Genomic DNA, 12,505 nt, shown 5'->3' with positions numbered 1-12,505 from the left:
TATTCCCCTTAATCAGGACTAATCAAGTAAAGGTTTGAGGTCTATCGTGGCGCCATTCGTGAAATGGAGCCCCCTCGCCATGAGCCTGCGCAACATTCTTGCCCGCTTCCGGCATGCCGGCCAGAACGCCCTGGACCTGGCGATGACCGTCGAAGCTCGTCCGAGTTCCTTGGTACACAAGGACTTTCGTGAGTTTACCGCGCCCATGCGTCAGCAGCGTGGCGGCGTCATCCGCTTGGTCCCGCACAAGGGCGACCGACTGCGTCGAATTGGGACTATCCCGGATTTGGGAGGAAATGTCCCGTGAATGGGATACTGACGCCCGAAGTTCTGGTCCTCGGTGGCACCGGTGCCGTGGGCCAGGGCGTGGTCGGCGCCCTGCTGGAGGCCGGCAGCCCGGTGCTGGTGGTCGGGCGCGATCCGGGCCGGCTGGCGGCACTGCATGAGCAGTTCGCCGATGAGCCGGGCCTGGAAACCGTGCTGGGTTCGCTCAGCGATGACGGCTCGGCACGGGCGTTGGCCGAACGCATCGCGCAGCGGCCGCGTCCGTTGGCTGCAGTGATCGCCGCGATGGGCGGCCCCTACCGTCGCGGCCGCGTGGTCGACCGCAACGGCGACGAGCTGCTCGGCGCGCTGCAGGCCGACCTGATGCCGCACGTGCACGCGGTGCGCCACCTGCTGCCGCTGCTGCAGGACAACGTGCATGCGCGCCGCTACGTGATGATCGGCAGCCCGGCCGCGGTCAAGCCATGGGCCGGTTACGGCGAAAGCTCGATCACCGCCGCGGCGATGCGCATGTACGCGCAGGTGGTGCACCAGGAAGCGCAGGCGATCGGCGTGCGCGCGCAGATGCTGGAAGTCTGCAGCCCGGTGTGTACCCCGGCCAACGCGGCCAACGCCTGCATCGAGTGGCCCAGCTCGCTGCTGGTCGGCCGGCGCGTGGTCTCCCTGCTCGATGGGTGCCGCGACAACCGCGCCATCGTCCGTTGCGACAGCAGTGATGCCGAACTGCCGCGCGGCCTGCTGCACCTGGAAGTTCCTCCGCTTTGGCGCGACACCGCAGGCGTCGCTTGACCTCGACCATGGTTGAGGTCGCAGTATGCGCCGCCGATTTTCGCAACACATTTTCATATAGCTGTACCACCCCTCCGTACGGATGCATGCCATGACTTCCCCCAACACCACCCCACATCGTTTCGGCCATCGCATCGCGATGGTCGGCGTGTCGATCCTCGCCGCGGCCGTGCTTGCAGCCTGCAGCGGCGGCCATGCCGAAGAAGCCGGTGCACCGCCGCCGCCGCAGGTCAGCGCCGCGCCGGTGCTGGTCAAGCAGGTCAGCCAGTGGGACGAGTTCAGCGGCCGCGTCGAAGCGGTACAGAGCGTTGAACTGCGCCCGCGCGTGTCCGGCTACATCGACAAGGTCAACTACGTCGAAGGCCAGGAAGTGAAGAAGGGCGAAGTGCTCTTCACCATCGACGCGCGCAGCTACCAGGCCGAATACGATCGTGCCGCCGCCGAGCTGGCGCGCGCCCGCACCCAGGCCACCCTGGCCCGCAGCGAGTCCGAGCGTGCCAAGCGGCTGTCCGAGCAGCAGGCGATCTCCACCGAGACCGCCGAGCAGCGTCGCGCTGCCGCCGACCAGTCCGGTGCCGCCGTGCAGGCGGCGCAGGCTGCGCTGGATGCGGCCCGCCTCAACCTGGAGTTCACCAAGGTGCGCGCACCGATCGACGGCCGCGCCGGCCGCGCGATGGTCACCGCTGGCAACCTGGTCACCGCCGGCGACAGTGCCAGCGTACTGACCACGCTGGTCTCGCTGGATACCGTGTTCGTCTACTTCGATGCCGACGAAAGCACCTTCCTGCGCTACGCACAGATGGCACGCAAGGGCGAGCGCCCGAGCGAGCGTGACAGCGAACTGCCGGTGAAGGTCGGCCTGTCGGGCGAAGAGGGCTACCCGCATGCGGGCAAGGTCGACTTCCTCGACAACCAGGTGGCGCGCAGCACCGGCACCATCCGCGTCCGCGCGCTGCTGGACAACGCCGATCGCCAGTTCACCCCGGGCCTGTTCGCCCGCGTGCAGCTGCTCGGCAGCGGCCAGTTCCAGGCCCTGCTGATCGACGACAAGGCCGTGTTGACCGACCAGGACCGCAAGTACGTGTACGTGGTCGACAAGGATGGCAAGGCCCAGCGCCGCGACATCCAGCTTGGCCGCACCGCTGAAGGCCTGCGCATCGTCGAGCACGGCCTGGCCGCCGGTGACAAGGTGATCATCGACGGCGTGCAGAAGGTCTTCATGCCGGGCATGCCGGTGCAGGCCAAGGCCGTGGCAATGCAGCCGCAGGCTGCGCCGGCACCGGGCCGCGATGCCACCGCCGCACTGAACCACTGATCCGCCGTCTCCTGATCCGCGTCCCCGCTTAGCTGCCGGCGCCAGCGGCAGCCTTCCCTGCCTTCGTCATCTCGGCGAGGGGCAGGGTGGCTGTTGCCCGCCGAATGCCTTTCCCAGGAATTCCTCCATGGACTTTTCCCGTTTCTTCATCGACAGGCCGATCTTCGCGGCGGTGCTGTCGATCGTGATCTTCGCCGCAGGCCTGATCACGATTCCGATCCTGCCGATCAGCGAGTACCCCGAAGTGGTGCCGCCGTCGGTGGTCGTGCGCACGGTGTATCCGGGCGCCAACCCCAAGGTCATCGCCGAGACCGTCGCCACCCCGCTTGAAGAGGCCATCAACGGCGTCGAAGGCATGATGTACCTGAAGTCGGTGGCCGGCTCGGACGGCGTGCTGCAGATGACCGTCACCTTCCGCCCGGGCACCGACCCGGACGCGGCGGCGGTGAAGGTGCAGAACCGCGTGGCGCAGGCGCAGGCGCGCCTGCCCGAGGACGTGCGCCGGCAGGGCGTGACCACGCAGAAGCAGTCACCGACCTTCCTGATGGTGGTGCACCTGACCTCGCCACAAGGCAAGTACGACACCCTGTACCTGCGCAACTACGCGCGCCTGCACGTCAAGGATGCGCTGGCGCGCATTCCGGGCGTGGGTGACGCGCAGATCTTCGGTGGCGGCGACTACGCCATGCGCGCCTGGCTGGACCCGGACAAGGTGGCTTCGCGCGGCCTGACCGCCAGCGACGTGGTGCGCGCGATGCGTGAGCAGAACGTGCAGGTTTCGGCCGGCCAGCTCGGTGCCGAACCGTTGCCGAACAGCCAGTTCCTGACCCTGATCAATGCCCAGGGCCGCCTGAAGACCGAAAAGGAATTCGGCGACATCGTGCTCAAGAGCGGCACCGATGGCGAGATCGTGCGCCTGGCCGACGTGGCCCGCCTGGAACTGGGTGCCGGCGACTACACCCTGCGCTCGCAGCTGGACGGCAAGAACGCGGTTGGTATCGGTATCTTCCAGTCGCCGGGTGCCAATGCACTGGAGATCCGTGACCAGGTCATCTCGACGATGGACGAGATGCAGAAGACCATGCCGGCCGACGTGAAGTACGAAGCGGTGTATGACACCACCATCTTCGTGCGCGACTCGATCAAGGCCGTGGTCTCCACGCTGCTGGAAGCCATCGCGCTGGTGGTGCTGGTGGTGATCCTGTTCCTGCAGACCTGGCGTGCCTCGATCATTCCGCTGATCGCGGTGCCGGTGTCGGTGGTGGGTACCTTCGCCGCGCTGTACCTGCTGGGCTTCTCGATCAACACGCTGAGCCTGTTCGGCCTGGTGCTGGCGATCGGCATCGTGGTCGACGACGCGATCGTGGTGGTGGAGAACGTCGAGCGCAACATCGAGGAAGGCCTGTCGCCCACCGCGGCGGCACACCAGGCCATGCGTGAGGTGTCCGGCCCGATCGTGGCGATCGCGCTGGTGCTGTGTGCCGTGTTCGTGCCGATGGCCTTCCTGTCCGGTGTCACCGGCCAGTTCTACAAGCAGTTCGCGGTCACCATCGCCATCTCCACGGTGATCTCGGCGATCAACTCGCTGACCCTGTCGCCGGCCCTGGCCGCGCGCCTGCTGAAGGCCCACGGTGCGCCGAAGGATGGCCCGAGCCGTCTGATCGACCGCCTGTTCGGCTGGGTGTTCCGTCCGTTCAACCGCTTCTTCAAGTCCAGCTCGGAGAAGTACGAGCGTGGCGTGGCCCGCATCCTTGGCCGTCGCGGTGCGGTGTTCGTGGTCTACGCGATCCTGCTGGTCGGTACCGGTGTGATCTTCAAGCTGGTGCCGCCGGGCTTCATCCCGACCCAGGACAAGCTGTACCTGATCGCCGGTGTGAAGCTGCCGGAAGGTTCGTCGATCGCGCGTACCGATGAAATGCTGCGCAAGGTCGCCAAGATCGCCCAGGAAACCGACGGTGTGGCCCACACCATCTCGTTCCCGGGTTTGAACGCGCTGCAGTTCACCAATACGCCGAACACCGGTGTGGCGTTCATTCCGCTCAAGCCGTTCGCCGAGCGCCATGGCCGCACCGCCGCGCAGATCAATGCCGAGATCAACCAGAAGATCGCCGGTCTGCAGGAGGGCTTCGCGTTCGCGATGATGCCGCCGCCGATCCTCGGCCTGGGCAACGGCAACGGCTACCAGATGTTCATCGAGGACCGCGGCAACCTGGGCTATGGCGCGCTGCAGAATGCCGTGCAGGCAATGCAGGGCACCGTTGCGCAGACGCCGGGCATGGCCTTCCCGATTTCCAGCTACCAGGCCAACGTGCCGCAGCTGGATGCCGAGGTCGACCGCGTCAAGGCCAAGGCACAGGGCGTGCAGCTCACCGAACTGTTCGACACCCTGCAGACCTACCTCGGTTCGGCCTACGTCAACGACTTCAACCAGTTCGGCCGTACCTGGCAGGTGATCGCCCAGGCCGATGGTCCGTTCCGCGAGACGGTCGAGGACATCGGCAAGCTGCGTACCCGCAACGACCGCGGCGAGATGGTGCCGATTGGCTCGATGGTCACCATCAAGCAGACCTTCGGCCCGGACCCGGTGCTGCGCTTCAATGGCTATCCGGCAGCGGACCTGGCCGGTGAAGCCGACCCGCGCGTGCTGTCGTCGGCCGAGGCGATGAACAAGCTGACCGAGATCGCCGGCAAGGTGCTGCCGGTGGGCATGACCACCGAATGGACCGACCTGAGCTACCAGCAGGCGACCCAGGGCAAGGCGGCCTTCATCGTGTTCCCGGTGGCGATCATGCTGGCCTTCCTGGTGCTGGCTGCGCTGTACGAGAGCTGGTCGCTGCCGCTGGCGGTGATCCTGATCGTGCCGATGACCCTGCTGTCCGCACTGTTCGGCGTGTGGCTGACCGGTGGCGACAACAACGTGTTCGTGCAGGTCGGCCTGGTGGTGCTGATGGGCCTGGCGTGCAAGAACGCGATCCTGATCGTCGAATTCGCCAGAGAGCTGGAGATGGGCGGCAAGGGCATCGTTGAAGCCGCGCTGGAAGCCTGCCGCCTGCGTCTGCGCCCGATCGTGATGACCTCCATCGCGTTCATCGCCGGCACCGTGCCGCTGGTGCTGTCGCACGGTGCAGGCGCTGAGGTGCGCTCGGTGACCGGTATCACCGTGTTCGCCGGCATGCTGGGCGTGACCCTGTTCGGCCTGTTCCTCACCCCGGTGTTCTACGTGGCCCTGCGCAAGTTCGTCACCCGCAACGGTGGCGGCCAGCTGGTGCAGCACGGCGAGCCGACCATCCATCACTGACATGGAACTCCACCGGCACCGGTCCCCCAACCGGTGTCGGATTTCCCCCTCCAAAGGCATGACTCCATGAACACCCATCAGAACAAGATCGCACTGGTCACTGGTGCCACCCGCGGTATCGGCGCCGAGACCGTGCGTCAGCTGGCACAGGCCGGCGTGCACACGCTGCTGGCCGGTCGCAAGCGCGAGACCGCCGTGGAGCAGGCGCTGAAACTGCAGGCCGAGGGCCTGCCGGTGGAAGCGCTGCAGCTGGACGTCACCGACGGCGCCAGCATCGCCGACGCCGTGCAGCAGGTGCGCGAACGCCACGGCCGTCTCGACATCCTGGTCAACAACGCCGGCGTGCTGCTGGAAAACCCGGCGCAGCTGCCGTCGGAGCAGTCGCTGGATACCTGGCGCCGGACCTTCGACACCAACGTCTATGCACTGGTCGCGGTGACCCAGGCTTTCCTGCCGCTGCTGCAGCAGGCCAAGGCCGGACGCATCGTCAACGTCTCCAGCATCCTCGGTTCGCAGACCCTGCACGCCGATCCGGCATCGGGCATCTACGATTTCAAGATCCCGGCCTACAACGCCTCCAAGGCAGCGGTGAACAGCTGGACGCTGGCCCTGGCACACGAACTGCGCAGTTCGCAGATCAAGGTCAACACCGTGCATCCCGGCTACGTGAAAACCGACATGAACGGCGGCCACGGCGAAATCGAAATCGCCGAGGGCGCGCGTTCCAGCGTGCAGATGGCACTGATCGGACATGAAGGCCCGAACGGCAGCTTCACCTACCTGGGCGAGGTGCTGCCATGGTGATCCGCACGTTGGCGATGGCCGTCTCCAGCCTGGTGCTGGCAGGCTGTGTCAGCGTCGGCCCGAACTACAAGGCCCCGGTGCAGGAACCGGTGGTCCTGCAGAGCGCACAGCAGCCGGTCTTCAGCACCGTCTCGCCGGTGGCCAGCTGGTGGGCGCAGTTCGATGATCCGGTGCTGGAACAGCTGGTGCATGGCGCACTCTCGGACAACCTGGACCTGCGCGTGGCCGTGGCCCGCGTCAGCCAGGCCCGCGCGGTGTTCGTCGAAAGCCGCTTCGACCAGGCACCGCACATCACCGCCGGCGGCAGCTACGACCGCCGCAAGCAACCCGATCCGCAGCTGGGTGGGCAGCGGGTGTTCAGTGAAAGCTACCAGCTCGGCTTCGACGCCGGCTGGGAGCTGGATCTGTTCGGCCGCAAGCGCCGTGCTGCTGAAGCCGCGCGTGCCGACCTCGGTGCCGAGCAGGCCAACCTGGCCGATGCGCAGGTACTGGTCGCCGCCGAAGTGGCACGCAACTACTTCGAGCTGCGCGGCACGCAGAAGCGCATCGCGGTGGCCCAGCACACGCTGGAAAACCTGCGCGATACGCAGAAGCTGACCGAGGCGCGCTGGGAGCTGGGCGCCGGCAGCGAGCTGGATGTGCAGAGCAGCCGCGCCCGCCTGAAGGCGATCGAGGCCGACATCCCGCTGCTGGAAGTGGCCGAGGCGCAGTCGCGCAACCGACTGGCCGTGCTGCTCGGCCAGCGCCCGGAAGTGCTGACCGACATGCTCGCGCCGCATGACGTGCCGGCCTTCGCCAAGGCACTGCCGCTGGGCGATACCCGCGAACTGCTGCGTCAGCGCGCCGACGTGCGCGTGGCCGAGCGTCGCCTGGCGGCCGCGACCGCACGCGTGGGCGTGGCCACTGCGGACCTGTTCCCGCGGCTGTCGCTGTCCGGCTTCGTTGGTTTCCTGGGTGGCGATGCCAGCGGCCTGGTCAATGGCAACAACAAGGCCTGGTCGCTGACCCCGTCGCTGAGCTGGGCCGCATTCGACTTCGGCACCGTGCGCGCGCGCCTGCGTGCCAGCAAGGCCGAAGCCGAAGGCGTGGCCGCGCAGTACGAGCAGGCGGTACTGCTGGCCCTGGAAGACACCGAGAACGCGCTGACCCGCTATTCCAAGCAGCAGGCGCGGCTGGCGATCGTGGTCGAGCAGGCGCAGGCGGCACGGCGTGCCGAATCGCTGGCACAGATCCGCTATCGCGAGGGCTCGGAAGACTTCCTGACCCTGCTGGATGCGCAGCGCACGCAGCTGGCGGCCGATGACGCGTTGGCGGCGGCCGAGTCCGAAGTCAATGTCAGCGTGGTCGGCGTGTATAAGGCGCTGGGCGGCTGGGGGCAATCCCCGCAGCAACCGAGCGTGGCGCAGGTGCAGTAACCGCAGGGGACGGAGGCAGTGGCTTCCGTCCCCTTCTGCTTTCACGGTCCGCGGCAGCGGTGTGTCCTGCTCCCTGCCTGGGCGGGAGGTGCGGGAAGGGCGGTGCATGCCGTGCACATTGCCCTCGTCGTGACGCTTCTGACTCTGCCGAAATGCCGGCCCGCCGTGTAACTAGTGGGTCAGACACACGGGAGGACAGGCGATGGCGGACGGAAGGCGGGATACCCAACGGATGTTGTTCGGCGATCCGGGCCCACCGGGCGCGGGGTTGTCGGTGGCGGTCGTGGTGCTGCTGGTGCTGGCGACGATGGCCGCTGCGGTCGGCTTCCTGCGCCTGCAGGATTCGATGCTGGGGCTGGGCCTGATCGGCGTCGCCGTGTTCCTGGCGATCGGCGCCCGCATCTGCCAGGCGCGCGATCAGCACCAGGCGCTGTATCGCCTGCTGTCGCGGCAGCCGCCGCTGTAGCTGCGGCTGCCGTGCGGGGTCAGTGCTTCGGCCAGTCCAGTTCGACCACCAGCGGGAAGTGGTCCGATGGCAGCACGCCGTCGATGCGGCGGTCATCGGTCAGGAAGCTGCGCGCACGGAAGCCGCGCACCAGCACCCAGTCCAGCTGCACGCTGGCCTTGCCGGTGAAATCGTGGAAGGTCAGTCGCGGGCCCTGCGGGGCTTTCACCTGGGTACGGGTGTCCTGAAGGACGCGGGTGAATGCCTTGTAGGTGTCACCGCCGGGCTCGCTGTTGAAGTCACCGGTCAGCACCACCGGCAGGTCGGCCGGCAGGCTGGCCAGGCGCTTGCCGATCAGCTCGGCACCCTTCACCCGACGTGGTTCGTCCTCGTCGCGGTAGGGCAGGTGGGTATCCATGAAATAGAAGCGGCGGCCGTCGTCGATGCGGCGGAACAGCGCCCAGGTGACCATGCGCGGGTACAGGTTGCCCCAGGTGATGCTGCCGGGCACATCGGGTGTATCGGACAGCCAGAAGTTGCCTGATTCCTCGACCGCCAGCACCGTGCTGTCGTAGAACACGCCCATGTGTTCGTCGCCGCTGCCGCCGCGGCGGCCCTCGCCGAACCAGCGGTAGCCGGGAAGGTGTGCGGACAGGTACTCAGCCTGCTCCTGCACCAGCTCCTGGGTGCCGATCACCGCCGGGTGCGCATCGAGGATGACCTTCACCATCGCGTCGCGACGGTCGGGCCAGCGCTTGCCGGGCTCGGTATCGGCCGGGGTGCGCACATTGAACGACATTACCTTCAACGGCGCGGGGGCTGCGGCCCAGGCGCCGGTCGCAGGCAGGGCAAGCGCCAGCAGGGCACACAGTACGGGGCGACGGAGACGCGACAACATCGTGGAATTCCTCCATTCCATGAAAACGGTTTCACGGAGCATCGCACGGATTGCCTGTTCATGGCTGTGCGTGCGCTGGCGGTATCCGCCGGTCGGCGCGGCGTATTCAGCAGGGCCTTGACGGCGCATTGACCCGCCCGCGCGCGCCTGCGTGCTAGAACGGCGCTGCCGGCCATTGAACCCGGCACCGCAGCAACCATCAACGGAACCACAAGGAGCTGTGCCATGACACGATTGATTCGCGCCCTGCAGGTGTCGCTGAACCTGCGTTCGGACAATTCCACGCAGTGCATCCGTTCCAAGTATCGCTACTGGAATATCTTCTGACCGGAAGGACTCCACGCATTCGATGACATCGCCAGGGAAGGTCGATGATCTTCCCTGGCATTGGAGGCAGGGCATGGATGAGCGGGCAGCGGATGCGGAAGTGGTTTCCATCGACGACCTGCTCGAACGCGTGCGTCGTGAAGGGCCGGTGCTGCGCTTCAACAATGATGTTGTCGGTATCTTTGATCCGGCCCTGGCGGTCAGGATCGACAAGGCCAATACCGACCAGCACACCGTACCGGATTCACTGATTGATTTTCTCGGACTACGCAGCGGCAGGGACCCGGTTGCGTGGCGCGAGGTGCGGGCATTGCTGAGCGAGCAGGCCGGGCGGCTGGCCAGTCCTGGCCACATGCGCGACCTCTACACGCGCATGCACGGCTTCCTTGCCCAGCGCGCGGACAGGCCGCACGACCTCAGCGAACTGAGCTGGTGGACGATCTCGCAGTCACTGTTGCCGCTGCTGATCGATGGCCTCAGCCGTTCCGATGTCGATGCGCTCATCGGTGAGCAGAAGACCCGATACAACGCCATCGTGCTGCAGAACTTCTCGTTCTGGCGGCGGATCATCGACTTCCATCTTTCCCGCCGTGCGGCCCGCACGGTGTCGCGGCACATCCGCCGTCGGGCACGCGGGACCGTGCCGCGCGAGGACTTCCTGCAATCCCTGCTGCCGCTGGTGCAGCGGGTCGGGGTGGATCGCGTGGCCTATCTGGTATCGATGGTGCTGGCCGGCATGTCGGGCCTACCGGGCATCACTGCGGCCAGCCTGCTGTATGCAATGCACCGTTTTCCGCACTGGCAGGCGCGCATCCGCGAGGAAACCTTGGCGCTGAGCCTGGAACAGCTGTATGCGCTGCCGATCAAGGCGCTGCCGTGCACGTCGCGTTTCGTCAAGGAAACCCTGCGGCTGTGGCCGGGGTTGTTCGCCCTGCACCGTCCGGCTTCGCACGATATCGATATCGAGGGCGTGTGCATCCGCAAGGGTGGGGCCTACGAGCTGTCGTCCTACTTCCAGCATCACTCGCCGGAGTACTGGCAGAACCCGGACAGCTTCGATCCTGATCGCTGGTTGCCGGAGCGACGCCAGGCCAACAAGGGCGCCTACGTACCCTTCGGTTTTTCCTCGCGGGCCTGCATCGGCAGTGCGGTCGGCCATGCGCAGCTGTTGCTGTTCTGCGCGCTGGTGACCCGCGATTTCGAGTTGACGGTACAGGATGAGCCAACACCGTGGATGCAGCTGGAAGGCTTTGCCATTCCGGTCGACTTCATCGGTACGTTGACGCCGCGCTGCGCGTGACGGCAACTGCAGTGCCTGGATCAGTCTTCAATCTCGCCACGGCGGGCTGCCGCGCGCACCGCCTGCGCGGTGGTAGCCACGCCGAGCCGTTGCCGCGCTCGCCGCAGATGGTTCTCCACCGTGCGTGCAGACAGCCCCAGCGTGGCCGCGATTTCGGCCTGGCGCCGGCCAGCGGCGACCCAGCGCAGCACCTCGCGTTCGCGTGCGCTCAACGCGCCTGCGGGAACATCCGCCGGCGCTTCGGCAAACCGCCGCGCCGCACGGAAGGCTGACGCGCCGACCATTTCCAGCTGCAGGCGCGCGCTGGCCGACGCATCAATCGAGGTGCCGGCGAAGCTGACCGCACCTTCCAGGCCGGTCGGGCCGAACACCGGTACCTGCAACCCATGCAGGCCATCGCCGCGCGGCTGCGTCACCACCAGGTAGCGTTCGCCGCGCACGCCCTGGCGCTTGCTCCAGAAGAACGGCGCATTGCTGTCCAGCACATGGCGGTTGACCGGGCAGGCGTGCAGGTAGCGGGTGAGATCGGTATCGCTGCCGTCGCCGAACCAGTCACCCTCGATCCAGTACACGCGCTGCGCGTCGCGTTCCAGCCCGGTTCCGGTGGCGAACACCAGCAGCCGGTCGTAGCCCAGTGGCGAGGCGGCGGCGCGCAGCACGCCGCCCACCGCGGCCAGCGACCGCGCCTGTTCCAGTTCCAGCAGCGCGGGCACCAGCGCAGGCATAGGCTCAGCGCCCGGCCAGCGCGTCGAGCAGCGTGCGCGCGGCCAGCTTGCCCAGCGCATTGCCGGCCAGCGGACTGTCGCCGGTCAGCAGCAGGCGATCCTGCAGCACGCTGCCATCAATGCCCTCGTTGACGATCTGCACGCCCTGCTGGGCCAGGCGTTCACCGAAGAACCAACGCAACTGCCCCGGCATGTAGCCTATCTCAGGTGTCTGCCGGTCCATCGCGTCGGGGAACGCACAGATGCGGTAGCCGCGGAACAGCGAGCCACCTTCGGCTTCATCGACGCCCGCCGCCAGCAGTGCCGCCGGGCCATGGCAGAGCGTGATGATGTGGCGCTGCCCGGCCATGGCCCATTGCAGTGCGGCCTTCACTGCCGTGCTTTCGGGCAGGCCGATCAGCGCGCCATGGCCACCCGGAATGAAGATGGCGGCATAGTCCGAGTCGGTGCCCAGGCCAGCCACCACCTCGTCCAGCTGCAACGGCTGGCGGAAGCGCGCCTCGTAGCGTTCGTACAGTGCGCCGATCTCGTGGTCCTCGCGCGGGAAGGCCCACCATTCGAACTTGACGGCGTTGCCGGACAGCGTCGCGACGTCGATATCGAAGCCGGCCTTGTCCAGGTGGTACATCGGCAGCAGGGTTTCCACCGGGTGGTTGCCGGTGGAGAACAGGTGGCCATTGGCGGTCGGCAGATAGCGCTCGTCGGCGGCGATCATCAGCACCTTCCAGCGGCCATCGCGGCGTGCATCCGGATAGTCGGCACCGGACAGGTCGCTCTTGGGCGAGGTGAACTGCGACAGCGAATACGGCGACGGGAAGAAGGCATCGCGCTCGGCCGGATCGGGGCTGGGCTGGCGGCTGGGCTCTTGCGTGTTCATGCGGACCTCCGTTGGGGGAAAGTGAGC

At 67.0% G+C, this 12,505-nt stretch carries 11 protein-coding genes; 8 read left to right on the top strand and 3 right to left on the bottom strand.

Annotated features, from left to right (window positions below):
* Positions 1 to 79 precede the first annotated feature (79 nt).
* The 7 genes from BKE09_RS02250 to BKE09_RS02220 all read left to right on the top strand — a co-directional run bounded on the left by BKE09_RS02250 (position 80) and on the right by BKE09_RS02220 (position 8,372).
* On the top strand, positions 80 to 307 hold the full coding sequence (locus tag BKE09_RS02250; protein ID WP_014036825.1) for a hypothetical protein: 228 nt from the start codon (positions 80 to 82) through the stop codon (positions 305 to 307).
* On the top strand, positions 304 to 1,074 hold the full coding sequence (locus tag BKE09_RS02245; RefSeq protein WP_014036826.1) for an SDR family oxidoreductase: 771 nt from the start codon (positions 304 to 306) through the stop codon (positions 1,072 to 1,074). Before BKE09_RS02250 ends, BKE09_RS02245 begins: the two co-directional genes overlap by 4 nt.
* Positions 1,075 to 1,165: 91 nt before the next feature.
* Positions 1,166 to 2,389 carry an efflux RND transporter periplasmic adaptor subunit gene (locus BKE09_RS02240; protein WP_014036827.1) on the top strand — a complete coding sequence of 408 codons (1,224 nt, stop codon included), beginning with the start codon at positions 1,166 to 1,168 and terminating at the stop codon, positions 2,387 to 2,389.
* A 127-nt stretch (positions 2,390 to 2,516) separates the two neighbouring features.
* Positions 2,517 to 5,687 (top strand): multidrug efflux RND transporter permease subunit, encoded by a 3,171-nt coding sequence (locus BKE09_RS02235; protein WP_014036828.1) that lies wholly within the window; start codon positions 2,517 to 2,519, stop codon positions 5,685 to 5,687.
* A gap of 66 nt (positions 5,688 to 5,753) precedes the next feature.
* Positions 5,754 to 6,491 carry an SDR family oxidoreductase gene (locus BKE09_RS02230; RefSeq protein WP_075674736.1) on the top strand — a complete coding sequence of 246 codons (738 nt, stop codon included), beginning with the start codon at positions 5,754 to 5,756 and terminating at the stop codon, positions 6,489 to 6,491.
* Positions 6,485 to 7,906, top strand: coding sequence for an efflux transporter outer membrane subunit (locus BKE09_RS02225; protein WP_014646790.1), 1,422 nt, complete (start codon positions 6,485 to 6,487; stop codon positions 7,904 to 7,906). Before BKE09_RS02230 ends, BKE09_RS02225 begins: the two co-directional genes overlap by 7 nt.
* Before the next feature lie 202 nt (positions 7,907 to 8,108).
* The gene (locus BKE09_RS02220) at positions 8,109 to 8,372 is read left to right on the top strand and encodes a hypothetical protein (RefSeq protein WP_049414598.1); all 264 of its coding nucleotides are present in this window, start codon (positions 8,109 to 8,111) and stop codon (positions 8,370 to 8,372) included.
* A 19-nt stretch (positions 8,373 to 8,391) separates the two neighbouring features.
* Here BKE09_RS02220 and BKE09_RS02215 read toward each other — a convergent pair whose 3' ends face one another.
* Entirely contained in the window at positions 8,392 to 9,249 is an 858-nt protein-coding gene (locus tag BKE09_RS02215; protein WP_075674735.1) for an endonuclease/exonuclease/phosphatase family protein, read from the bottom strand.
* Between the two features lie 400 nt (positions 9,250 to 9,649).
* Here BKE09_RS02215 and BKE09_RS02210 point away from each other — a divergent pair, with 400 nt between their 5' ends.
* Positions 9,650 to 10,876: a cytochrome P450 gene (locus BKE09_RS02210; protein WP_075674734.1), complete on the top strand. Its 1,227-nt coding sequence runs from the start codon at positions 9,650 to 9,652 to the stop codon at positions 10,874 to 10,876.
* 20 nt (positions 10,877 to 10,896) lie between these two features.
* Here the strand turns inward: BKE09_RS02210 and BKE09_RS02205 are convergent, their stop codons facing one another.
* A complete protein-coding gene (locus tag BKE09_RS02205; protein ID WP_075674733.1) occupies positions 10,897 to 11,601 on the bottom strand; it encodes a PA1136 family autoinducer-binding transcriptional regulator in 705 nt (234 codons plus the stop codon).
* 4 nt (positions 11,602 to 11,605) lie between these two features.
* Positions 11,606 to 12,478, bottom strand: a complete 873-nt coding sequence (gene hchA, locus BKE09_RS02200; RefSeq protein ID WP_075674732.1) for a glyoxalase III HchA — start codon at positions 12,476 to 12,478, stop codon at positions 11,606 to 11,608.
* Positions 12,479 to 12,505: the final 27 nt, after the last annotated feature.

The sequence above is a fragment of the Stenotrophomonas sp. TD3 genome (genome assembly GCF_001939825.1).
Classification (GTDB): domain Bacteria; phylum Pseudomonadota; class Gammaproteobacteria; order Xanthomonadales; family Xanthomonadaceae; genus Stenotrophomonas.
Note: the sequence above shows the minus strand (reverse complement) of the source record. Positions and strands in the feature narration are given on the sequence as shown.

Coding starts and splice junctions, on each gene's coding strand:
- BKE09_RS02235 (WP_014036828.1), top strand. CDS start 2,517: ATGGACTTTTCCCGTTTCTTCATCGACAGGCCGATCTTCGCGGCGGTG.
- BKE09_RS02230 (WP_075674736.1), top strand. CDS start 5,754: ATGAACACCCATCAGAACAAGATCGCACTGGTCACTGGTGCCACCCGC.
- hchA (WP_075674732.1), bottom strand. CDS start 12,478: ATGAACACGCAAGAGCCCAGCCGCCAGCCCAGCCCCGATCCGGCCGAG.
- BKE09_RS02210 (WP_075674734.1), top strand. CDS start 9,650: ATGGATGAGCGGGCAGCGGATGCGGAAGTGGTTTCCATCGACGACCTG.
- BKE09_RS02225 (WP_014646790.1), top strand. CDS start 6,485: ATGGTGATCCGCACGTTGGCGATGGCCGTCTCCAGCCTGGTGCTGGCA.
- BKE09_RS02215 (WP_075674735.1), bottom strand. CDS start 9,249: ATGTTGTCGCGTCTCCGTCGCCCCGTACTGTGTGCCCTGCTGGCGCTT.
- BKE09_RS02250 (WP_014036825.1), top strand. CDS start 80: ATGAGCCTGCGCAACATTCTTGCCCGCTTCCGGCATGCCGGCCAGAAC.
- BKE09_RS02240 (WP_014036827.1), top strand. CDS start 1,166: ATGACTTCCCCCAACACCACCCCACATCGTTTCGGCCATCGCATCGCG.
- BKE09_RS02220 (WP_049414598.1), top strand. CDS start 8,109: ATGGCGGACGGAAGGCGGGATACCCAACGGATGTTGTTCGGCGATCCG.
- BKE09_RS02205 (WP_075674733.1), bottom strand. CDS start 11,601: ATGCCTGCGCTGGTGCCCGCGCTGCTGGAACTGGAACAGGCGCGGTCG.